The 22818-nt window shown below is 39.2% G+C and carries 18 protein-coding genes and 3 tRNA genes; 8 read left to right on the top strand and 13 right to left on the bottom strand.

The window, feature by feature from the left end; translation table 11 throughout:
• Positions 1-93 precede the first annotated feature (93 nt).
• The 4 genes from DIZ30_RS05270 (at position 94) to DIZ30_RS05250 (ending at position 3914) form a co-directional block, all read left to right on the top strand.
• On the top strand, positions 94-1062 hold the full coding sequence (locus tag DIZ30_RS05270) for an ABC transporter substrate-binding protein (protein WP_002324442.1): 969 nt from the start codon (positions 94-96) through the stop codon (positions 1060-1062).
• Between the two features lie 17 nt (positions 1063-1079).
• On the top strand, positions 1080-1985 hold the full coding sequence (locus DIZ30_RS05265; RefSeq protein ID WP_002289390.1) for an ABC transporter permease: 906 nt from the start codon (positions 1080-1082) through the stop codon (positions 1983-1985).
• Complete coding sequence (locus DIZ30_RS05260) at positions 1982-2788, top strand: ABC transporter ATP-binding protein (protein ID WP_002318033.1); 807 nt, start codon at positions 1982-1984, stop codon at positions 2786-2788. The genes DIZ30_RS05265 and DIZ30_RS05260 overlap by 4 nt, the downstream gene beginning before the upstream one ends.
• Before the next feature lie 157 nt (positions 2789-2945).
• A complete protein-coding gene (locus DIZ30_RS05250) occupies positions 2946-3914 on the top strand; it encodes a biotin--[acetyl-CoA-carboxylase] ligase (protein WP_002300076.1) in 969 nt (322 codons plus the stop codon).
• A 316-nt stretch (positions 3915-4230) separates the two neighbouring features.
• Here the strand turns inward: DIZ30_RS05250 and DIZ30_RS05245 are convergent, their stop codons facing one another.
• The gene (locus tag DIZ30_RS05245; protein WP_002300075.1) at positions 4231-4755 is read right to left on the bottom strand and encodes a DUF664 domain-containing protein; all 525 of its coding nucleotides are present in this window, start codon (positions 4753-4755) and stop codon (positions 4231-4233) included.
• A 286-nt stretch (positions 4756-5041) separates the two neighbouring features.
• Here DIZ30_RS05245 and scm point away from each other — a divergent pair, with 286 nt between their 5' ends.
• Complete coding sequence (scm, locus tag DIZ30_RS05240) at positions 5042-6511, top strand: collagen-binding MSCRAMM adhesin Scm (protein WP_109023129.1); 1470 nt, start codon at positions 5042-5044, stop codon at positions 6509-6511.
• A gap of 154 nt (positions 6512-6665) precedes the next feature.
• Here the strand turns inward: scm and DIZ30_RS05235 are convergent, their stop codons facing one another.
• From DIZ30_RS05235 to DIZ30_RS05220, 4 genes are all read right to left on the bottom strand, one after another.
• Complete coding sequence (locus DIZ30_RS05235; RefSeq protein ID WP_061573444.1) at positions 6666-7652, bottom strand: polyprenyl synthetase family protein; 987 nt, start codon at positions 7650-7652, stop codon at positions 6666-6668.
• 22 nt (positions 7653-7674) lie between these two features.
• Positions 7675-8241, bottom strand: a complete 567-nt coding sequence (locus tag DIZ30_RS05230) for a Gx transporter family protein (RefSeq protein ID WP_002289378.1) — start codon at positions 8239-8241, stop codon at positions 7675-7677.
• Between the two features lie 13 nt (positions 8242-8254).
• The gene (locus DIZ30_RS05225; RefSeq protein WP_002298268.1) at positions 8255-8671 is read right to left on the bottom strand and encodes a NusG domain II-containing protein; all 417 of its coding nucleotides are present in this window, start codon (positions 8669-8671) and stop codon (positions 8255-8257) included.
• A gap of 456 nt (positions 8672-9127) precedes the next feature.
• Positions 9128-11062 carry an NAD(P)/FAD-dependent oxidoreductase gene (locus DIZ30_RS05220; RefSeq protein WP_002307820.1) on the bottom strand — a complete coding sequence of 645 codons (1935 nt, stop codon included), beginning with the start codon at positions 11060-11062 and terminating at the stop codon, positions 9128-9130.
• A gap of 301 nt (positions 11063-11363) precedes the next feature.
• On the opposite strand from DIZ30_RS05220, the gene pplA reads away from it, so the two are divergent.
• The 3 genes from pplA to menA all read left to right on the top strand — a co-directional run bounded on the left by pplA (position 11364) and on the right by menA (position 14458).
• Positions 11364-12299, top strand: a complete 936-nt coding sequence (pplA, locus tag DIZ30_RS05215) for an extracellular electron transfer flavoprotein PplA (protein WP_002307821.1) — start codon at positions 11364-11366, stop codon at positions 12297-12299.
• Between the two features lie 89 nt (positions 12300-12388).
• Positions 12389-13492 (top strand): FAD:protein FMN transferase, encoded by a 1104-nt coding sequence (locus tag DIZ30_RS05210; protein ID WP_002294811.1) that lies wholly within the window; start codon positions 12389-12391, stop codon positions 13490-13492.
• 12 nt (positions 13493-13504) lie between these two features.
• Positions 13505-14458 (top strand): 1,4-dihydroxy-2-naphthoate polyprenyltransferase, encoded by a 954-nt coding sequence (gene menA, locus DIZ30_RS05205; protein ID WP_002289029.1) that lies wholly within the window; start codon positions 13505-13507, stop codon positions 14456-14458.
• 1056 nt (positions 14459-15514) lie between these two features.
• Here menA and gor read toward each other — a convergent pair.
• The 8 genes from gor to DIZ30_RS05160 form a co-directional block, all read right to left on the bottom strand.
• Complete coding sequence (gor, locus tag DIZ30_RS05195; protein WP_002289031.1) at positions 15515-16861, bottom strand: glutathione-disulfide reductase; 1347 nt, start codon at positions 16859-16861, stop codon at positions 15515-15517.
• Positions 16862-16994: 133 nt separating this feature from the next.
• Positions 16995-18248, bottom strand: coding sequence for a U32 family peptidase (locus DIZ30_RS05190; protein WP_002318037.1), 1254 nt, complete (start codon positions 18246-18248; stop codon positions 16995-16997).
• A 5-nt stretch (positions 18249-18253) separates the two neighbouring features.
• Complete coding sequence (locus DIZ30_RS05185) at positions 18254-19177, bottom strand: peptidase U32 family protein (protein ID WP_002289033.1); 924 nt, start codon at positions 19175-19177, stop codon at positions 18254-18256.
• A 220-nt stretch (positions 19178-19397) separates the two neighbouring features.
• The gene (locus tag DIZ30_RS05180; RefSeq protein WP_002299386.1) at positions 19398-21890 is read right to left on the bottom strand and encodes an ATP-dependent Clp protease ATP-binding subunit; all 2493 of its coding nucleotides are present in this window, start codon (positions 21888-21890) and stop codon (positions 19398-19400) included.
• Between the two features lie 6 nt (positions 21891-21896).
• Complete coding sequence (locus DIZ30_RS05175; protein ID WP_002289036.1) at positions 21897-22364, bottom strand: CtsR family transcriptional regulator; 468 nt, start codon at positions 22362-22364, stop codon at positions 21897-21899.
• 135 nt (positions 22365-22499) lie between these two features.
• Positions 22500-22573: transfer RNA gene (locus DIZ30_RS05170), tRNA-Arg, on the bottom strand.
• A gap of 57 nt (positions 22574-22630) precedes the next feature.
• Positions 22631-22704 (bottom strand) — tRNA-Pro (locus DIZ30_RS05165).
• 21 nt (positions 22705-22725) lie between these two features.
• Positions 22726-22799: transfer RNA gene (locus DIZ30_RS05160), tRNA-Arg, on the bottom strand.
• Positions 22800-22818: the final 19 nt, after the last annotated feature.

The raw sequence follows: 22818 nt of genomic DNA, 5'->3' as shown, positions 1-22818 counted from the left end.
TAGAAAATCACTGGATTATCGAACACCTTTGGAAGTATTTTTGAGTTACGTAAGTATTGATGATCTGTCTAACTTAATTTGACAATTAAGAAAATGAAAAAAAATATAATCATCGGATTAGGCGCTGCCCTGCTACTAGCTTTAGGAGGTTGCGCACAAAAAGACAATTCCGCAGAGGCATCAGATGGACAAAAAACAATTGGCGTATTGCAACTTGTACAACATAACTCGTTAGACGCTGCCTATAAAGGATTCAAAGAAGGATTAGCAGAAGAAGGGTATAAAGAAGGCGATAATCTAACAATCGATTATCAAAATGCCCAAAACAATCAAGACAACCTGAAAAGCATGAGTGAGAAACTCGTCAAAGAAGATCCTGATTTGCTACTCGGGATCGCCACTCCAGCAGCACAATCTTTATTAAATGAAACAACCACTATCCCGATGACTGTCACAGCGGTCACAGACTTGGAACAAGCCCATTTAGTCACATCCAATGAAAAACCTGGCGGCAATGTGACTGGCACGACAGATATGGTGCCAATCGAAAAACAAATCGGCTTACTGTTAAATATCGTGCCAGACGCCAAAACAATCGGCATCATGTATAACAACGGTGAAGCAAACTCTAAGATCCAAGCTGATTTGGTAGAAAAAGAATTGAAAAAAGCGGGCGTCAAAGTCAAAGTACTGACAGCAAATTCCACAAATGATGTCCAACAAGTGACGAAAAGTCTAGCTAAAGATGTAGATGGAATCTATATTCCTACTGATAACACGTTCGCAAGTGCGGCAAGTGTTGTCGGTGAAGTCGCAAAAGAAACAAAAACACCTGTCGTTGCTGGCGCAGTTGATCAAGTCAAAGACGGCGGTCTAGCAACAGTAGGAATCGACTACGAAAGCTTGGGCAAACAAACAGGGATCATGGCAGCAAAAATCTTAGACGGCAAGAAGCCAAGTGAACTTCCTGTCGAAACAGCGAATGATTTGGAACTGTATGTCAATAAAGACATGGCCAAAGCATTAGGCATCAATCCAGAAAGCATCAAAGAAGCTGAATAAAACACAGGAGGATTCTCATGACAAATTTGCTCTCTCTTTTCTTATCATCTGCATCGCAAGGGGTCTTATGGGCCCTACTTGCGATTGGTGTATACGTCACTTTCCGTATCTTGGACATTGCCGACTTGACTGCTGAAGGAAGCTTCCCTTTAGGTGCAGGGATCGCGGCAGTAAGTATTACAAATGGCTATCATCCATTGACAGCTTGTCTTCTAGGCTTTTTAGGGGGTGCGGCAGCAGGGCTTGTTTCCGGACTGCTTCACACAAAATTGAAAATTCCCGCCCTTCTTGCAGGGATCATCACCATGACTGGTTTATATTCTGTCACATCCCGTGTGATGGGTGCGCCGAACATCTCTTTATTGGGTCAGCCAACGATCTTTCATTGGGTCGAGTCATTCGGCATAACAAAAGACAACGCTGTACTGATCGTCGGTCTGCTTTTTGCTTTGATCGTTGTATGTTTACTTGTTTTGTTCTTACGTACAGAAACAGGACTTGCTATTCGTGCAACTGGCGATAATCTGGCAATGAGCGAAGCAAACGGGATCAACACAGATAATATGAAGATCATCGGTTATATGATTTCTAATGGATGCATTGCTCTTTCTGGCTCCTTGCTTGCGCAAAACAACGGCTTTGCTGATTTGAATTCTGGTATTGGAACGATCGTAATTGGACTTGCTTCTATTATCATCGCAGAAGTTTTGTTACGTAACCAGCCACTATTTCTCCGTCTCTTGACTGTCGTTTTAGGTGCGGTCATTTATCGTTTTATTTTAGCGTTAGTCTTCGAACTGAATGTTGAACCAAGTGATTCGAAACTTGCTTCTGCTTTCGTGCTAGTGATCTGTCTTTCTTTCCCGCAGATCCAGCAAAAATTCCATTTACCTCAAAAAAAGAAAGGCGGTAGTGTCAAATGAATGACGTCTTAACATTGGAAAATCTCCATCATACCTTTGAAAAAGGAACGATCAACGAAAATCATGTCCTGAAAGGCATTAATCTTTCCTTAGATCCCGGCGACTTCGTGACGATCATCGGTGGAAATGGGGCTGGTAAATCTACTTTGCTGAACAGCATCGCCGGTACATTTTCTGTCGATCAGGGACAAATTTTATTAAATGGAAAAAATATCACGAAAAAATCTGTTGTCGAACGTTCGAAATCCATCAGTCGCGTATTCCAAGATCCTAAACTAGGGACAGCCGTTCGTTTAACGGTAGAAGAAAACCTCGCTCTTGCTATGAAACGAGGAAAAAAACGCGGATTCTTCCGTGGTGTCAAACCACAAGACCGAACATTTTTCAAAGACCAGCTGGCTCGACTAAATTTGGGGTTGGAAAATCGTTTATCCTCAGAAATCGGTTTGCTGTCTGGAGGACAACGTCAAGCTATTACGCTGTTGATGGCCACATTACAGCGTCCAGAACTGATCTTATTAGATGAACACACTGCAGCGCTTGACCCTGCTACTTCCAAAACGGTGATGGAATTGACAGAAAAGCTGATCACTGAGCAGAATCTCACTGCTTTTACGGTCACTCATGACATGGAAGACGCGATCCGCTATGGGAATCGACTGATCATGCTGCATCAAGGAAGGATCGTCGTAGATATCCAGCAAGAGGAAAAACAGCAGCTCACAGTGCCCCAATTATTAGCGTTGTTCAAACAAAACAGCGGCACGGCATTAAAAGACGATCAAGTGCTTTTATCTTCATAATCAGAAAGAGGCTGGGACAAAAAAATGAACGCCCACCCTCTTCTTTTTTCTCTTTCCTTCTTTCGTTTTTGCTTTATGTATCAACCGTTGTTTCTTCGAAAACTATTTTGTTCTCTCCTTCTTCCTGATAGAATGGATGGGAAAGGAGCTTGGTGCCATGACAACAAAAGACAAAGTACTTCATTTATTGAAAAAGACACCAGATTTTCTTTCCGGAGAAAAGTTAGCACAGCAACTGGAAGTTTCCCGGACAAGTATTTGGAAAGCCATCAAAGAATTGGAAAAGGCAGGCTATCGTTTTGAGCACGGGCCTACAGGGTATCGTTACCTGCCCTCTGACGTACTAGATGCAAAAGAAATCCAGCAAGAGCTACGGTCGTTTATTCCTGATTTGAAAGTACAAACGATGTTGACTTCTGAATCTACGATGAAAGATGCCAAACTGGCAGCAGCTCAAGGAGATTCTGTTTCGAAGTTATTTGTTGCTGATACACAAGAACAAGCTCGTGGACGTTTTGGACGGCCTTTTTTCGCTGAAGCTGGACGAGGAATCTACATGAGTCTCTTGCTCCATCCAGACAAACGGTTTGATGAATTGCCTCAATATACGATCATCGCAGCCAGTGCCTGTGTGAAAGCCATTGAATCTGTAACCGGTCGTTCTGCTTCGATCAAATGGGTCAATGATATCTACATGGATGGAAAAAAAGTCTGTGGGATTTTATCTGAAGCAGTCAGTGATATGGAAAGCGGCAGGATCAGTCATATCATCATTGGGATCGGGCTTAATTTTTCTGTTCCTCAAAATCATTTTCCAGCTGATCTCCAAGAAAAAGCCATCTCTGTCTTTCCCGACGGACAAGCTAGTGTCACAAGGAATCAGCTAATCAGCAAAATCTGGCAAGAATTGTTCACTTATCTTTCTCACCCAGAAAAAGCGTTGGACTTCTATAAAGAAAAATCATTCGTATTGGGAAAAACCGTGTCGTTCAATCAAAAAGGAACGACTTATGTCGGTCTTGCAAAAGAAATCGGTGATCATGGCGAACTGATCGTCCAAACAAATGAACAGGAGATGAGTTTGTCTTCTGGCGAAATCAGTCTCACATCTATCCGTACGCAATAATTATCAGATTTCACAAAAGGACACCTGATCTCATACAGTGTCCTTTTTTCTGAATTCTCTTCAAAAGACTCTCCTTATTCTATCAGCTGACAGTTTCTCTATCCTCTAGAAAAAGGTATTCTAAAAATATCTATAAAGCATGGTACACTTTCTTTAAATGAATCAATGCAAAAAACAAGAGAGTCATCAGTTTACACGATCAAAAGAGATAGCAGGCCGCTTCCTTTTTCAATCTTATAGATAGACCATGGGTAACGATAAAAACAAAAAAGAACTTGCGACTTATTTTACCGTAAGTTCTTTTTTAGCTAGTGCCTTAATCTCTTAATCCCAACAAACGTCTCGCATAGATCACCTGACCAGAGTGCATAGCAGCATCATCAATAATAGAAACGAGACGCATTCCTCGTGTGACTGGTGGTGTCCAGTTCTCGTCAATTACTTCATCTAGCTCGGAAGGTTCCAGCCTTCTTAAGTAAGAAATAGCAAAATCAGCAGCTCCTCGCAAGTATCCTAGCAGATCTTCTATTTGATTAGCTTGGATCTGCTTTGCTTGTTCCAGACTATGCTTCCAATCTTGTTCGTTATCTGCTATCGTCATCGGAAACCGGCTTTCCCAGTCTTGACTATGCCAAATTGGAGAGATTCCTGCTAAATCAGCAATCTGGAAATCTAATTCCCGAGCGGTATGCCAAGCCAGCCAAGTCATTGATTTGATCTGCGGGGCTCTATCTTCCACTGGAAAACGATTGGCCTCCTCAATAGAGACGCCTTCAAACAAACGTTCAAACCGATCGTATGCCCGATCCACACTCTCGCATAGCATATCTAAATAATCCATTTATTTTCCTCCTTTTTATTTATCCTACTTACTTTTTCCTAATTCTAGGATACCTACTTATATGTTACTACACACCCTTATTTTTTACACTTTAACAGTCACCATCATCAATAGTTTGGAGATTGAAAGAAAAAGATAGTGTCGAACTATCAATTGAACAAGAAGCAACAATATGAACGTTTCATTAATATTCTTTAAATAAACAATGATTTTTCAAACGAACAGTTTAAGACTAGGAGAAGAAGAGTATAATAGGAAAATGTTTGAAAGGAAAGGAAGGGGAAAAATGAAAAAAAGGGCAAGTTTACTAGTCCTAGTTGCTTTGTTGTTCAATATCTTTTCGTATGGTGTGGCCGTTTCAGCGGAAACATACATTCCTAAAGACCCTGGGAATATTTATAATGATCTAACCGGTAACTATGGCTTGTTAGGAATTGCTAGTCAATTCCACGTATTTGCTAAAAATAAGACAACTGTGAATGCACATACAGACGGAAATATAGCAACACATGAACTTGATGCAAAAAATAATTTTGGTACAGAGCTTCATGAAGGTTTATTGAACCAAGAAATAAATTATATACAAAAAACTGATTCTTTCGCTAATTCTTCAGGCATACCTACAGGTAGCACAAGAATGAATAAATTTGTCGTTGGCAGTAACGTGGATGTAGCACTTCAAGATGGTCATCCTACAGTCAATGGATCCAGGCTTGATCACTTAACTCCAGATGATTTTTATAAAGATCGTGCTGGGCATGAATATATTGATTTCGAGCAGGAATTTGCTAAATTGAATGTAGCAGCAAATGATCTTGCAACCATCACTCCAGCTAAAACATATACTGCTGCAGATTTTCCAGACATGAACAATCGGACAATCGATTTAACTGGTTTATCAGTTACCGGGTTTTTATTGGTAAATATCGATGCAGAAGTGTTAACAATGAATACGCCACTTCAAATCATCAATCCAAATGATCAAGTAGTTGTATTTAATGTCATCAACAGTTCTTCTGCATTGAACGTACAGTCACCAATCAAATACAATGATCGTTCAAATCATGAAACAGAAGATTTTTCGGATGCGAATATCTCTTGGAATTTTGGAAATGAGATGACTGATTTGACAATCAGTGCTCCTTTTCAAGGAACAATCCTTGCGCCTAATGCTACTATCCGCATTACTCAAAACCAAGATGGAACGATTATAGGGACAAATGTGATTTTAGATGCAGCTACCAATCGTTGGGATCCTAACGAAATATTTATCAGCGACAATGGTACAGATACGACAGACACAAGCGACAGTACAGATACATCCTCTACCACAAGTGATAGCTCAGATTCATCAGCTTCAAGTGACAGTACAGGTACTAAAACCACAAGCGACAGCTCAGATTCATCTACCACTACAAGTGATAGCACGGACACGTCAGCTTCAAGCGACAGTACAGATACAATCTCTACCACAAGTGATAGCTCAGATTCATCAACTTCAAGCGATAGTACAGACACGTCGTCTACCACAAGCGATACACGTCATGCAAGTGTCTCCTTCTCAAAAACAAGTTCGGATAACAGGACGAACTTTAACTTAACTAATAAAACAAGCAATGACAATGGAAACAAATCAAAAAGAGCACTTCCTAAAACTGGAAGTCAATCGAATAATTGGATAACACTCGCAGGCGTTATATTACTTGTAATCGGTTTAAGAATCACTTTTATGAGTTATAAGAAATCGAAAAGGTAAAAAAATATTCAAGATAAAAAAGAGCAACGTCGCTAGCGGACGTTGCTCTTTATTTTTGCTTTTTATCATAAATACAAGAACTACAATTCAATTTGTCAAAAAACACGTAGATTTCCTTCTGAGAAATTTATTTACGTATCGAACCTTTCCCTATTCAGTCTTTGCGATCCAAAATCAGTTGGGTAAGGGAAAAGAGATTCTCTTTTGTTCGAAGAGAGGTGGCAGGTAATTTCTTTATTTCCTTCAAAGCCTTTTCTGTGTAAGAGGCCGCTAACTTCCTAGCTTCTTCCACGCCTCCTGTATGTTCAACGATTTTGCGTACGGCGTCGACATCTTCTTCTGTCATTGCCGCTTTCTTCTCTAAATAAGGTAGTAGCTTTGGTTTGTTTTTTTGCAAAGAGTAGATCAACGGTAAAGAATAGACCCCTTGACGCATGTCTTCTAGTACAGGTTTGCCGATTTCCTGGCTCTCTTTTGTATAATCTAAAATATCATCGATAATCTGAAAGGCCATCCCGATAGAAAGTCCGATATCTCCTGCTTTTTTTGCGAAGCGCTCGCTTGTTCCACTTTCAAAAGCGCCAACAGAACAACTTAATTGGAACAGTTCAGCTGTCTTACCTGAAATATTTTCCAAATATTCTTTTACAGAAAGTTCATAATTATAGCGATCATCCATCTGCCCTAATTCGCCATTCAATACTTTTTCCATACTGCGAGAATTCAATTGGAGACTTTTCAAGGAAGTGGAGTAATCAGACAATAGTTTAAAACAGCAGACAAATAAATAGTCTCCTGCATAGACAGAAACGACATTACCAAACTGACTACGGATATTAGGATGACCACGTCGCAGATCCGCTTCATCAACGATATCATCATGGATCAGTGTGGCCGTATGGAGCATTTCGATAGAAGCTGCCAAAGCGATGGCTTTGTCTCGATCTTGCTCTGGTCCAAATTGTGAGAACAATAGCTGATAGGCAGGACGCAACAGCTTTCCGCCGGCATGGATCGTTTCTTTGATTGCTTGTTCGACAGGTTTGTTTTTCAGGCGGACAGTTTCTTCCATCCGTTTTAGTGTTTCTGTCAATTCTTTACTTAAAGCAGGATAGTTTTCCCACATTGGATGTAGCTTCATAAAAAAACTCCTTGTGTGACGATTATTTTTTGGTAAACATTGGGCTCCATTTTTGTTTGGTTCCCTGCTCATAATCTTTTTGGAATCGTTGAAGTGTCTGCACATGTCGTAAAAGATAATTCGCTGCGATCCCGATTGCAATCCCTGATAAAATCCCTAAAACTGAAAGGACTGGCAAGTACAACATGACTGTCCATGATTGTGCAATGAAAGAAGCCATCAAAAGCTGTCCGACATTATGCATGAAACCACCGGCCGCACTAATTCCGATGATACTGACACGTTTTGGTCCTAATTGCTTGACCAATAACATTCCAAAATAACTAAGCAAAGCACCACTCATACTATAAAGGAATGTGGAAATCGTTCCGCCTAGCAAAGTAGTCAGGAATAGTCGTAGCCAAAGTAGTAAGAAGCTGTCTCGTTTTTTCATGGTAAAAATGGCAACAATCGTGATTAGATTGGCTAAGCCTAGTTTTGCACCAGGCGCAAAAGAAAAAGGATAAGGGATCATATTTTCCAATAAACCAATGATCACTCCTTGTGCAACAAGTAGCGAAATATAAATCATTTTTTGTAATTTACTCATGGTGTGTGAAGGTCTAATAAATCAGACTGTCTTCGTCACCCCCATCTGTTGATCGGACCTCGATCACTAATTTATGTGGTAAACAAACAATGGTTTCGCCATTTTTCGTTGCCCAGCCTCGACGTACGCAGATCTGGTCATCGCAATCTGCTTCTTTTATCCGTACTCGATCGCCATCTATCTCGATCAAGTTATAATCTCCGTGTTCATCTTTGTAAGTATATGTGTAGCTCTCTTCTCCAGCCATCAAAGGGAATGTTTTGATTTCTGTGCCATCCACACGCAGTACCGCTTCTTTTTCTGCTGTTGCGGTGTTTTGCTGAAGACCAAAAATCATGACTGGTAAAAAAGAAAGAACAGTCAAAAGCAAAATAATAAAAACATCCCAAGGTTTGAGCAGACTTTTTTCAGCAAATTCTTTAAGGCTCATTTTTGTTCTCCTTTTTCCAGATTAACTCACCCAATTTTAGCATAAAAACAAGAGGTTGTGACACCTGTGTCTTGCTTTGAGTAATAAGAACGAAGAATAGAAAACAGCTTTCCATGTTTTCTAATTCTTTGGGCTTATTACCGAGAAGCAGCAGGTGGAACACCGTTTATAACAAGAGGTTGTGACAGAAGTGGGCAACTTCAAGAAATAAGAAGGAATTTACGAAAATTACTTTTCAAGTTTTTGTGAAATTTCGGCTTATTTTTCGAAGAAGCTACTTCTGGAACACCGTTTATAACAAGAGGTTGTAACAGAGGTTGTGACACCTGTGTCTTGCTCATGGAGGCTTATCTCGGGCATCTTATTCCTTTAATTTTACATAAAAAGGAGGCTGTGACGGTTTGTCTCAGCCCCTTTCTATTGAAATCTTGCATTCAAATAACGTTCTTTATCTATTTATTTCTTGCCGTACTGGGAACTTGGTCTACCGTACCACCAATTACCTAGTGTACGTTGTAGCCATGGAATTACCCAGCGATCCAACCCAATCGCACGTCCGGAACCGTTCATCAATGCGAAAGCAACAAAAATGAACCAAATGTTTACCCAGTAAAACATGCCTGATAAGCAGAACGTGATCACCAATACAATCGTTGTCGCACTGCATAGCCATGTGAATAATCCAGCAATCAATGCTAATGCCAAGGCAATTTCAAAGAATACCATGAATTTTTGGAAGAACATTGCTACATCATTGTTTGGCATGATCACTTGCATGATCTTTGTGAACCAGTCTGGTGACTTCTCAATCACAGCCATTGGTTCTTCACCGTATGCATAACTCAAACCAAAATGTGCAGCTTGAGTCGCTGCTTCTCCGGCACTTGCCCCTGCTCCGCTGGCAGCTGTGGTTGCATCACCAGCAGCAGAAGCACCACTGGCAACATCTGTTACATTGTATTCCCATGTCCAAGGGAACACACTGTTTCCAGTGAACCATGATCCTTCACCAAACCAAGTACTTGGTTTTAACACTTCACCATTACCAATGATTTTTTTGGAGGCTTCAACGAACCAAACTAAACCATAGAAAATACGAAGTGGCACACTCCATAAGACGTTGCCGTAACGAGAAGAATGTCCTCGAGTCACGTTGCGATCATCTTTGATATGGAAAAACTCATGCATTAAATATTGGAACATATAATAACCAGAACGAATATCAAAGAAGTATTTCAAATTCACGATATGTTTCATTACGATAGCTAAAAATCCGCTTAAATGGATCTTATCAAATAGGTTAGCTACCCCCCATTTGGCACCAATAGAAACCATAAATCCTTGATAGTTTCCTTTAAATTTATGCTTTTCTCCGCCTTTGATCGAAGCCACGATATTCGCTGCGGCTGTGTGTCCTGTTTGTTCAGCAGCTTGAACGATCTGCGGTGTCGGTGTTCCTGGGAATTCTTCATAAAAGACTAAATCACCAATGATATAGATGTTTTTATCTTCGTAGCCTTTTGCCTGCATATATTCATTGGCGATCAACCGCTGTCCGCGTGCTGATTCTAATCCAAAGTCAGCAGCGTCAGAAGTTCCTTTGACACCAGCTGTCCAAATCAGTGTGTGAGTCGGAATGTTGCGTCCGTCTTTCAATTTGATATGATCAGCAGCCACTTCTACGATTGGTGCATTCAATAATAATTCCACGTTGTGCTTACGCAAATAGCGTTCAGCTTTTGCAGCATCATTTCGATCCAACATATTCAAGATCGTCGGCATTGCCTCTACGACCATCAGTGTGATTTCGTTTGGATCTAATTTATAATCTTTGGCTAGGCGATTTTTCCAGTCGATCAGTTCCCCAATCATTTCAATACCGGTAAATCCAGAACCACAGACAACGAAAGTCAGCATGGCTTTACGCAGTTCATCATCTGGTTCCAATGCAGCTTTTGCTACTGTCTTCTCAATATGTTCCCGAATCCTTACAGAATCTTCAAATGACCAAAGGGTGAATCCGTGTGCTTTGACACCAGGTGTACCAAAGTCATTCGGCTCTCCGCCCATTCCAAGGATCAGCTGATCAAAAGGATAGGAACCTAATTTGGTCTTGACGATTTTCTGTTCTTTATCGATACCGATTACAGTGTCTGTGACAAGTTGTACATTCTTTTGACGAGCAAACAAATGCTGCAGATCGTATTGGATTGCTTCTGGTTCTACACGTCCGCCAGCTACTTCATGCAACTCGGTCATCATAGTATGGTACGAATGACGATCGATCAGAGTAATTGCTACATCTTCTTTTTTCAGTTTCTTTGCCAAGTATTTTGTAGCTGAAACACCGGCATATCCTGCTCCTACAACGACAATATTTTGCTTTGCCATTGATCATCCGCTCCTTATAGACTATCTATATAATGAATATATGATAATTCTTTTAGTTTGATACTTATTACACAATCTCCATATATTATATAGATGTTCTGTTCTTTTGTCTAACTCCTTTTGGATTTTTTTCAAATTTTAAAATAAAGCGTTTTTTCACGAAATTTGCTGAAAGAAAACGTTTGAAATATTACATGGGTTATTTATCAAAAATAGTTGACTTATAGGCTAAAAAGATTAGAATGTATAATGAATCACAAAGAAAAATTGTGGACTAAAAATGGAATGGTGGGGTATTAAAATGAAGAAAAAACGTTTTGTAACTGGATTTGCCGTATTAGCATTTTCAGCTCTAGTGTTAGGCGCTTGCGGCGCAGATGACAACGGAAGCTCAAACTCTTCTTCTGAATCATCTACAGCACAATCTTCGACTGCAAAAAGCACAACAGAATCATCTGCAAAAGTTGTAGCTGGCGGAGATTTGCAAGACGGCACATATAAATTAGAAGAAAAAAATTATTCAAATGGTTACCGTGCAGTCTTTGAAATGGTTGTAAAAGACGGCAAAATCACTGAATCAAAATATGATAACGTCAATGAAAACGGCGAATCAAAAACAAAAGATGCAGAATACAACAAAAACATGGAAGCAAAATCTGGCACAAACCCAGAAAAATACATTCCTGAGTTGAATGACCAATTCTTAAAAGCACAAAGCGCAAGCGGTGTGGAAGTCGTAACTGGAGCTACTCACTCATCTGAAAGCTTCCAAAACTACGCACAACAATTGATCCAAGCTGCTCAAGCTGGTAACACAGATACAATCGAAATCGACAATGGTGCTGATTTGAAAGACGGCACTTACAAGCTTGAAGAAAAGAACTACTCTAACGGCTACCGTGTGCAATTCGAAATGACAGTTGCTGGCGGCAAAGTAACTGAATCAAACTTTGATTATATCGACAAAGACGGTAAATCAAAACAAGATGATACAGAATATAATGAAAATATGAAAGCAAAAAGCGGTACAGAACCAAAAACTTACATCCCTACTCTGAACGACGAATTCGTCAAAGCAATGGGCGAAGAAGATGGCTCACCTGCTGATGTAGAAGTTGTTACAGGTGCTACACACAGCTCACATTCATTCATCATGTACGCACAACAATTAGTGAATGCAGCTGAAAAAGGCGACACTCAAACAATCGAAGTAGATAATATCGTAACAGAAAAATAATCATATAATTTTACTAATAAAAGTTGGAGGGTGGGACGATAGCCAAATTAGGCAGTCGTCTCACCTTTCAAAATGAAGAGAGGAAAAAAATGCGGAAAAAACTATTATTTTCCTTAATCACACTGGGCATCTCTTTTATGGTGCTAACTGGATGCAGCAATTCAGCAAATAAAACAACCACTGAAAGTTCAGCAGCTACCAAGATATTGAAAGATCCATATTCTGATGAACAGTTCTTGTTAGGGACTTACGTTCGTATCCGTGTGTATGATGAAGGCAAAGAATCAGCATTGAAACCTGCCTTCGATCGAGTAAAAGAACTTGGTGATAAAATCACGATCAATCAAAAAGGTTCTGAGATCGATGAAGTGAATGAGCAAGCTGGGATCAAACCAGTAAAAGTTTCTGATGATGTCTACACGTTAGTCAAGCGGGCCTACGAATATAGTCAAGATTCTCAAGGCGGATTCGATATGGCGATTGGTGCAATCACACAATTATGGCGAATCGGTTTTGATGACGCCAGAAAACCTTCCCAAGAAGAAATCGATCAGGCATTGAAATTAGTGGATTATCATAAGATCGAACTAAATGACAAAGAAAAAACTGTTTATCTAAAAGAAAAAGGAATGATCATCGATTTAGGTGCAATCGCCAAAGGTTACATTACGGACGAAGTAGTGAAAGTCTTGAAAAAACAAGGAGTGACCACTGCCATCGTTGACTTGGGCGGTAATGTCTATGTCTTAGGCCACAGCCCAAGAGGCGAAAACCAAGACTGGACAGTCGGCATCCAAGATCCGAACATGGCTCGCGGATCTGTTTTAGGTTCTATTAAAGAACGGAACAAAACATTAGTTACCTCTGGAATTTACGAGCGTTATTTAGAAGTAGATGGCAAAAAATACCATCATTTGTTTGATCCAAAAACGGGTTATCCGTTCGACAATGATATCGCAAGTGTCACGATCATAACAGATAAATCAATTGATGGTGATGGGTTGTCTACAGCAGTCTTTTCAATGGGTGTGAAAAAAGGACTGGAATACGTCGAAAGCGAATTGAATAACGGGACGGAAGCGATCTTCGTGACAAAAGACGATAAAGTATATGTGACCGATCCAATCAAAGACACCTTCAAATTATCGGAGGACTCCCATTACACGATGGGTGACCGTTCTGAACTAAAATAAGGAGTACGAACCATGACACTAAAAATCTTTTTAGAAGTAGTTGAAATACGAACAAAGGTGGCTAGTGTATTTCCTTTTGCGGTAGGGGTATTATTCTCTATCGCTTTTTTTCATGAAATACATTGGCTAAACACTTTTTTATTTTTTATTGGAATGCTAGTTTTTGATTTGGCGACTACCGCTATCAATAATTACATGGATTATGAAAAGGCTCATTCTGAAGTATATAAGTATGAAGAAAATGTCATTGGCCGCAGAAATCTATCTCCTGTATTGATTCGAAACATGATTTTAGCTATGATTGCATTTGTTTTTGTTATCGGCGTTATTTTAACGATCAATACGGGTTGGCTTTTACTTTTGATGGGATTTATCTGTTGTTTTATTGGAGTATTCTATACATTCGGACCGATTCCTTTATCTCGAATGCCTTTAGGGGAAATTTTCAGTGGGGTGACTATGGGCCTTGGAATTTTTGCCATGGTCGTTTATGTCAATACATTCGGTTCAGATGTCTATGATCTGACAGTCAACTTTTCATCTGGACAATTTGCTTTGGTAGGAAATCTTTGGGCTATAGCAGCAATCGTATTAGCTTCCTTACCCTTGGTGTTTACGATTGCCAATATCATGTTGGCTAATAATTTGCGGGATCTTGACCGTGATATTGAAAATCATCGCTATACACTGGTTTTTTATATCGGACGTCCTGCGGGAACAGTCTTATTCCAGCTATTGATGTATGCTTGCTATTTCGTGATTTTAATGGGGTTGTTGAGCGGTATCTATGAATGGCCGATCTTGGTCACCTTCTTGACCTTGCCAATTGTGAAGAAGCATTTGGATCAATTCAAGCAAACGTTACCCCAGCCTATCAGTTTCAGCTATTCCATCAAAAATATGGTCTTATTCAATGCCAGTTATGTATTGGGGCTATTACTAACAATCATTATGCAAGCCATTTAACAGCATGAAGAGGTTGTGAAAAAACTGCCCTGCATCAAGTAATAAGAACAGCCAAATAAAAATAGCTCCTTATATTTTTCGTTTGGTTGGGCTTATTACCGCAGATGCAAGCTTTTGAACACCGTTTATCAGGAGGTTTTGAAAAAGTCGCTTAGTTTCGAGTATTAAGAAAAATTTTGTGAAAATGGCTTTCCGCATTTTTGCATAAATTTGGCTTAATACCGAGAAACTGGCTTTTGAACACCGTTTATCAGAGGTTGTGAAAAAGTCGCTTAGTTTCGAGTATTAAGAAAAATTTTGTGAAAGTGGCTTTCCACATTTTTGCATAAATTTGGCTTAATACCGAGAAACTGGCTTTTGTACACCGTTTATCAGAGGTTGTAAAATCAGCGTTTTGTCCTGAGTATTAGAGAAACAAACGGAAAAATAGTTCCTCATATTTTGCCGTTTTTTGAGCTAATACCGAAGGACAGCTGATTGAACACCATTTAAGAAAGAGGTCGTGAGTCTGCCGTTTAGCTCCGAGTCGCAAGGAACAAGTTCAAAAAACAGCTTCTCATGTTTTATGAATATTGTGTCTTGTGATTGGGAGTTGGCAGGAGAACACCATTTGTTCGGAAAAAGTGACTAACTATGACACAACTTTTGTCACAGTCCCTTTTTTCACTTGATTTGATTCGTACCAGCGAACTTGACGAGAACTTTCTTGGTTTGGTAACTATATGGTATTCTTTTAACATCCTCGTTTGCTTCTTCTAATTTATTTATACAAAGTCACACTTTTTTAATCATCTGTTCTTCGATACATTTCTATTTCTTTTAAATATCGATACCAATATTTTGAACTTAAGAGTGCATACCAAATGGATTCATTTACTCTTCGTCAGTTACGAAGATAATCAAAATCTCCAACTTCCCTACTTATTTCGTTTTGAGAATTATCGAAGCAATCTTACATAAATAACTAAAAAACAAAAAACCAGAAAATCAGTATACTGATTTTCTGGTTTTACATGGTTTGTTCAATAAAAAGCTGTTGGAACTGTTAATATTAAATTATCGCATCGTTACGAATTCTTCCGCTCCTGTTGGATGGATGGCTACTGTATTGTCAAAGTCTTCTTTAGTTGCACCCATCTTGATAGCCACAGCAAAACCTTGCAGCATCTCATCGACACCAACACCAATAGCATGTAAGCCGACGATTCTTTCTTCTTTTCCGACACAGATCAATTTCATTTCGCATTTTTGGCGATAATCATTTAATGCAAAGTACATTGGGGTAAAGCGTGAACGATAAACTTTCAATTCATTTTCGCCATATTTTTCCAATGCTTCTTCTTCTGTCAAACCAATTGTTGCAATTGGTGGATGCGTAAAGACGACTGTCGGAACAAGTTTATAGTCAAGATAAGAATCTTTCTTTCCATTAAATAAACGTTCTGATAAACGTCTACCAGCTGCGATTGCAACAGGAGTCAGATCTAATTTACCGATCACATCACCAACAGCAAAAATATGTTCATCCGTTGTATTTTGGTATTTATCTACTTTGATAAACCCTTTTTTGTCCAATTCCACATTTGTATTTTCCAGACCTAATTTTTCGGTATTCGGTACACGTCCACCGGCAAAAAGTACACAATCACCAGTTAAGGTTTCACCATTTTCAAATAGCACCGTATATTCGTCATTGTTTTTAGTAATTTCTTTAGCAATATGATGTGCGTAAGTTTTTATTCCAGCTTCTTGGTACATTTGGATCAAATTGTCCGAAAGCATTTTATCAAACGTTCTAAGTGGTCGTTCTTTTCGATATGCCCACATGACTTCACTACCTAAACCACGAAATACACCTGAAAGTTCAGCCGCAATGTATCCAGCACCTAAAACGATTGCTCTCTTAGGTAACTCTGTTAATTCAAAAAATCCATTTGAATCAATGGCGTATTCTCCACCAGGAATGGTCATTTTACTTGCACGGCCTCCAGTAGCGATCAAGATTTTAGGAGCACGATAGGTTTCACCGTTTACTTCGATCGTTTGACTATCGATAAAAGTAGCGTAACCTTTTATAGCCTCGACATGATTGCTATCTAATCCTCTTTGATAAGCACCGTGTAGAAAATCAATATATTTTTCTCGTCTTTCTACTAGACCGGCGAAATCAACATTTTTTAAATCTGCTTGGATACCGTAACTTGAGGCATCTCGTTCAATTGTTTCCAAAATCGTACTTGCTTGCCACATAACTTTTTTAGGTACACAACCGACGTTGACACATGTTCCGCCCAATTCATTCGCTTCAATCAGCAAAACTTTTGCGCCATGCATCCCTGCTCTGTTTGCTGAAGCAATACCGCCAGAGCCGCCACCAATTACGATGTAATCATATATTTGCATTTTGTTCCTCCTTATTGAAGAGATCAATCAAAACCTTTATTTAACGATCCTTTTTCTACAGAAAACAAGTGTAACACTTTTCTTGGATTTTGTATGCGAAGATGCTTAAAACAGGGATATATCAGCTTTTTCCTTATTTACGTTTTCGGATCATATCTCCAGGTTTCACTGGCTGTGCGACTGGCATAGTTAAAATCATCATTGGATTTGGTGCTCGGTCAATGGATTCGCCTTCTTCATTATGCATAACTTCAACGGTTTGACTGAAATGACTGAATCCTGGACCATAAAATTCGATTTCATCTCCTACAGAAAACAAGTTTCTCTGACGTATCGTAGCAATCTGTGTTGCCTCATCATAAGATAATACTTCACCGACAAATTTATATACTGGGATTTTACGACGTTCACCGAATAATTGTTCGTTTTCAGTTGGTGTATTGTAGTAAAAACCTGTAGCTAATTCTCGTTGTGCTACTTTCCATAACTCGTCGATCCATTCTTGCTTGCAGACATAGTTTTCAGGATCTTCCATATAACTGTCTACAGCCGCTTTATAGACATTTGACACCGTAGATACATAATGGATCGATTTCATTCTTCCTTCGATCTTGAAGCTGTCTACGCCGTTTTCAATCAATTCTGGAATATGTTCGATCATTGACATATCCACTGCACTCATCGAGAATTCTTCTTCCACTTCGCCTGTATCAGTTAAACTGTTTCGTTCTTGACCAAAAGGCATATCGAACAATCCATACTTCCAGCGACAAGATTGAGAACATCCGCCACGGTTTGCATCCCGCATCGACATATGGTTGGACAATGTGCATCGACCAGAATAAGAGATACACATGGCACCATGGATAAATGCTTCGATTTCGATATCCGTATTTTTACGAATCTCTGCCACTTCCTCCATTGAAACTTCACGAGCTAAAACGACACGTTCCAACCCTTCTTCTTTCCAGAATTCCAATGTCTCAAAATTAGTTGCTGAAGCTTGAGTGGATAAATGGATCGGCAGACCTGGGGCTTCTGTCGCACAAATTTCGATCAAAGCTGGATCAGAAACAATTACTGCAGAAATACCGACATCACGCAAACTGCGGAAAAATTCCCCTGCTCCATCTTCATTTCCTTCATGGGTGACCATATTAGCAGCAACGTATACCTTCGCATCATGTTCTTTTGCAAAAGCAACTCCTTCAGCCATTTCTTCATAAGTAAAATTACCTGCACGGCTTCTTAAACCATATGCATTCCCGCCAATATATACTGCATCTGCTCCATAATGGATCGCGGTTTTTAACTTTTCCAGTGTTCCTGCTGGCGCTAGGATTTCTGGTCGTTTCAATTTTCTTTTTACTGTCATTTCTTTCATCATACTCCTTATTTGATAGCAGAAGGATCAATATAAAAGAATCCTGTATCTAATTCACGGTTTTCAGGATGCAATTTACTGATTTCGCTAGTCATTTTTTCCGCTTTTTCTTGATCCCAGCTACCTTCTAAAATTTGTTTTTTTGCTTCGGCGAATAGTCGAGTGATGTTTACGAATTTTTCGCCTGGAGTAAATAATCCGTCCAATTTCCATGTACAGTAATGATGCTGATAAAGTTCATTCAATTCATTCGAGAGATTCAGATCATTGCTGGCAAAAATATGTGTGCCATGACTATCTTCATAAATAGAATAATGTGTCTCTTCTTTTTTAGGTTCCGAGATAAAAAGACCTCTTTCACGATCTTTTTGTTCGTCTTGTTTCGTATAGTTATAGTAATTCTGTAGCAGTGGACGTTTGGATTGATGGATGCATGTAGCACCATACACAAGGGTTTCTACAGGAATATCGAGTTTTTCTTCCATCGCCTTCATCTCTTCAAAAGGAACTTCACGAGCAAGTACTGCTCCAACTGCGCCTTTTTTCGCCCAGAAATTGATTTGACGTGCGCTCGTTACTAATGTTTCAGCATCATAAATATACGGTATACGCAATTCAGGATTTTTTTTCATCGTATAAATAATACCTGTATCACCAACTGTGATCACATCTACGTTTATTTCTTTTAAAAAAGCCAAATATTCAGGTACATTTTTCATTTTTTCAGGATGAATGATCCCATTTACAGCAATATTCGCTTTTTTACCATACTTGTGTGCTAATTCTACCAATTGTCGCTGTTCTTCTCGTGTAAATGAAGCAGGCAGACGCAATCCAAATTGCTCTTCACCGAAATATAGTGTATCTGCACCTGCAGCAAGCAACTGTTCTGCTTGTTCAATAGTTTCTACTGTGGTTATGAGTTCGATCATAATTTTCTCCTCCTACAACTTCATAATAGTAGCATAGCTCTAAAAACTTTCCAATACTTCTTCTATTTAAAGTCGGATTTTTGAAAATTATTTCACAAAAAATCAAAATAAAGTTCGATATATTCTGTCCAAATATAAAAAGAGATTGTGACAAAAAACTTGTCACAACCTCTTAATCAAGTCTTACTATTATAAAAATTCAGCTACACAGGCCAAGTAACTATAGGGAACCTACTGTTTCCTTTTTAGGTCCGCGAACATTCAATGTGATCTTACCTTTTGAAGCACCTACTGTTACGTGGTCACCTAAACGAATTTCTCCGCCAAGCAAAGCCTCGCTCAATCGATCTTCAATTTCTTTTTGAAGTGCGCGACGGATTGGACGTGCACCATATTCAGGATCAAATCCAGCTTTCCCGATCACATCGATTGCAGATGGTGTGATTTTCACTTGAATATCTTGTTCTTTCAATCGTTTGATAATCGCTTTGCTCATGATTTGGACGATTGTATGGATTTCATCTTTACTCAATGAATGGAAGACGACAGTCTCATCGATTCGATTCAAGAATTCAGGTCGGAAAGCTTTCTTTAACTCTTCTAAGATACGTTTTTGCATGGCTTTGTGATCTTTAGTAACATCTTGGACATTGAATCCGACATTTTTTTCTTCTCGAATTTGTGTCGCTCCGATATTTGAAGTCATAATCATGATTGTATTTCTAAAGTCCACTTTTCTACCTTTAGAATCTGTTAAATGACCATCATCCAATACTTGCAGAAGTAAATTGAAAACGTCTGGATGTGCTTTCTCCACTTCATCTAAGAGAATCACTGAATATGGTTTTTGACGAATTTTTTCTGTCAACTGTCCACCTTCATCATACCCTACGTATCCTGGAGGAGACCCGATTAATCGGCTTGTACTGTATTTTTCCATAAATTCTGACATATCAACACGGATCAGGGCATCTTCACTTCCAAACATGACTTCTGAAAGTGCTTTGGCCAATTCTGTTTTTCCGACACCAGTTGGTCCAAGGAACATGAATGAACCAATTGGACGATCAGGATCTTTCAATCCGCTTCGTGCACGGCGGATCGCACGTGAAACTGCTTTGACAGCCTCATCTTGACCAACGACACGTTCATGCAGAAGTCCTTCCAGTTCTAACAAGCGTTCGCTTTCTTTTTTCTCCAACTGCTGTAGAGGGACACCAGTCCACTCCGATACAACTGTAGCAACATCTTCTTCTGTTACACGATCAGAATAACCTTGCTCCTGTTTTGCTTCAATTGCAGAAACTTTTTGCAGCTTTTTACGTAGTACTTTTTCTTGTCTGCGTAATTGAGCAGCATTTTCAAAGTCTTGTTTTTGGATCGCTGCTTCCTTTTCTTGTACTAGTTCATCGATTTCTAGTTTGATCACAGTTGATTTTGTTAAGTGATCGGTTTGATCCAAACGGACTTTCGCTGCTGATTCATCGATCAAATCAATTGCTTTATCGGGTAGTTGACGAGAAGTGATATAACGAACAGAAAGATTGACTGCTGCTCGTACAGCTTCATCTGTGATCTCCACTCCATGGTGCTCTTCATATCTTGTACGTAATCCTTGAAGAATCACTTCTGCTTCTTCAGGAGTTGGCTCATCTACTTGAATGCGAGCAAAACGTCGCTCTAATGCAGAATCTTTTTCGATATATTTTTGATATTCATCTAGGGTCGTTGCTCCGATCGTTTGTAATTCTCCTCGAGCTAACGCCGGTTTCAAGATATTCGAAGCATCAATTGCTCCTTCTGCTCCACCTGCACCAATTAAGGTATGCAATTCATCAATGAATAAGATTACTTGACCATCATTATAGATTTCGTCGATGACCTTTTTCATTCGATCTTCAAATTCACCGCGATATTTCGTACCAGCAACCAAAGATCCCATATCAAGCATCATCAGGCGCTTTTCTTGCATGTCTTCTGGCACTTCACCTAAAATGATTTTTTGAGCTAACCCTTCAGCAATGGCTGTTTTGCCTACACCAGGTTCACCCACCAGTACAGGGTTATTCTTTGTCCGTCTGCTAAGAATCTGGATAAGCCGTTTCACTTCTCTCGAACGACCAACAACTGGGTCCAGCTTGTTTTCTTTTGCTAATTTCGTCAAATCACGTGCTAATGAATCTAGCGTAGGTGTTCCTTGCGGTGTTTGCCGTTTATCTTGTACATTTACATTTCTACGACGATTCATTCCTTTTCCAGCAGAATCACCAGCTAGCCCCATTTTTTGTTTCAGAACTTGACGGGCTTTTGAAAGGCTGATACCTAAGTTGATCATGATTCGAGTAGCCATGATACTTTCATCTTTTAATAAGCTCATCAAAATATGTTCTGTTCCAACTTTTTGAGAACCAGTTTTCTTCACTTCGCTGCTAGCTAAAGCAAAAACTTGTTTCATTCTTGGTGAATATGGAAGAAAGACTCCTTTAGGGTAAGAACGGATACCACCATAACCAATCAGATGTTCAATTTCTTCATAAATTTCCGTTTCATTCAAATCCATTTCACGTAATACTTTTCCAGCAATTCCATTTTGCTCGACCACTAAGGCTAGTAAAACATGTTCTGAACTAACTGATTGATGTTTCAATCGTTTTGCTTCTTCTTGTGCAATTTCTAATACTGCTTGGGCTCTTTCAGTAAAAAGTTCTTCCATCTAATCTCACTTCCCATCTTCATAACTTAAACGTTCCAGAAATGCTCGGAGAATCCGAGCACGTGTATGATCTTCATATTCATTGAAATTCAATGTGTTTTTTGCAATTGCACTCAACATCAAGTTTCCTTCTTTTTTTGTAATTATTTGGTCTTCATAAAGTTTTTGAATAATAGCAAAAGCATTTTTCTCACTGATTGTATCATCAAATAACTGATTTATCTGCTCAAGTAATTGTTTTTTATCTGAAATCCTTACTTTTGCAATTCGTATATAACCACCACCACCACGTTTGCTTTCTACTAGATAACCACGTTGGATGGTAAAACGGGTATTAATCACATAGTTGATTTGTGAAGGAACACAGTTAAAGAGGTCTGCCATTTCAATCCTTCGAATCTCGATCATTTCACTATTTTCCAGAATTTTCTTTATATATGATTCAATTAAATCCGAGGTATTCTGATGTGCCATCTTATTCATTCCCTTTGACTAATATTGACCTTAATTATAACGAATTTGGTAATAGAAAGAAAGAAGAACGCTTTTTGTTAAATAAATCCTTTAGAATCAACAAAAAAAAATACGGAATATACTATTCCGTATCGACGCGCCCAAGAGGAGTCGAACCCCTAACCTTTTGATCCGTAGTCAAACACTCTATCCAGTTGAGCTATGGGCGCATATTCAATTTAAAAAAATTATAAATCATTTGAAAACAAAAAGCAAGATAAAAAAAATCGGGAAGACAGGATTCGAACCTGCGACCCCTTGGTCCCAAACCAAGTGCTCTACCAAGCTGAGCTACTTCCCGTTTAAAAAATAAAAAAGACTACGCGCCCAAGAGGAGTCGAACCCCTAACCTTTTGATCCGTAGTCAAACACTCTATCCAGTTGAGCTATGGGCGCATATTTGAAATGCCGAGGA

Origin of the sequence: Enterococcus sp. H57, from assembly GCF_003112495.1 — a bacterium.
Taxonomy (GTDB): Bacteria; Bacillota; Bacilli; order Lactobacillales; family Enterococcaceae; genus Enterococcus_B; species Enterococcus_B faecium.
This window is presented reverse-complemented; position numbering and strand designations above follow the sequence as displayed.

What these genes read in the sequence shown, in the direction of transcription:
- DIZ30_RS05270 (WP_002324442.1), top strand. Translation starts at nt 94, where the DNA reads ATGAAAAAAAATATAATCATCGGATTAGGCGCTGCCCTGCTACTAGCT.
- DIZ30_RS05265 (WP_002289390.1), top strand. Translation starts at nt 1,080, where the DNA reads ATGACAAATTTGCTCTCTCTTTTCTTATCATCTGCATCGCAAGGGGTC.
- DIZ30_RS05260 (WP_002318033.1), top strand. Translation starts at nt 1,982, where the DNA reads ATGAATGACGTCTTAACATTGGAAAATCTCCATCATACCTTTGAAAAA.
- DIZ30_RS05250 (WP_002300076.1), top strand. Translation starts at nt 2,946, where the DNA reads ATGACAACAAAAGACAAAGTACTTCATTTATTGAAAAAGACACCAGAT.
- DIZ30_RS05245 (WP_002300075.1), bottom strand. Translation starts at nt 4,755, where the DNA reads ATGGATTATTTAGATATGCTATGCGAGAGTGTGGATCGGGCATACGAT.
- scm (WP_109023129.1), top strand. Translation starts at nt 5,042, where the DNA reads ATGAAAAAAAGGGCAAGTTTACTAGTCCTAGTTGCTTTGTTGTTCAAT.
- DIZ30_RS05235 (WP_061573444.1), bottom strand. Translation starts at nt 7,652, where the DNA reads ATGAAGCTACATCCAATGTGGGAAAACTATCCTGCTTTAAGTAAAGAA.
- DIZ30_RS05230 (WP_002289378.1), bottom strand. Translation starts at nt 8,241, where the DNA reads ATGAGTAAATTACAAAAAATGATTTATATTTCGCTACTTGTTGCACAA.
- DIZ30_RS05225 (WP_002298268.1), bottom strand. Translation starts at nt 8,671, where the DNA reads ATGAGCCTTAAAGAATTTGCTGAAAAAAGTCTGCTCAAACCTTGGGAT.
- DIZ30_RS05220 (WP_002307820.1), bottom strand. Translation starts at nt 11,062, where the DNA reads ATGGCAAAGCAAAATATTGTCGTTGTAGGAGCAGGATATGCCGGTGTT.
- pplA (WP_002307821.1), top strand. Translation starts at nt 11,364, where the DNA reads ATGAAGAAAAAACGTTTTGTAACTGGATTTGCCGTATTAGCATTTTCA.
- DIZ30_RS05210 (WP_002294811.1), top strand. Translation starts at nt 12,389, where the DNA reads ATGCGGAAAAAACTATTATTTTCCTTAATCACACTGGGCATCTCTTTT.
- menA (WP_002289029.1), top strand. Translation starts at nt 13,505, where the DNA reads ATGACACTAAAAATCTTTTTAGAAGTAGTTGAAATACGAACAAAGGTG.
- gor (WP_002289031.1), bottom strand. Translation starts at nt 16,861, where the DNA reads ATGCAAATATATGATTACATCGTAATTGGTGGCGGCTCTGGCGGTATT.
- DIZ30_RS05190 (WP_002318037.1), bottom strand. Translation starts at nt 18,248, where the DNA reads ATGATGAAAGAAATGACAGTAAAAAGAAAATTGAAACGACCAGAAATC.
- DIZ30_RS05185 (WP_002289033.1), bottom strand. Translation starts at nt 19,177, where the DNA reads ATGATCGAACTCATAACCACAGTAGAAACTATTGAACAAGCAGAACAG.
- DIZ30_RS05180 (WP_002299386.1), bottom strand. Translation starts at nt 21,890, where the DNA reads ATGGAAGAACTTTTTACTGAAAGAGCCCAAGCAGTATTAGAAATTGCA.
- DIZ30_RS05175 (WP_002289036.1), bottom strand. Translation starts at nt 22,364, where the DNA reads ATGGCACATCAGAATACCTCGGATTTAATTGAATCATATATAAAGAAA.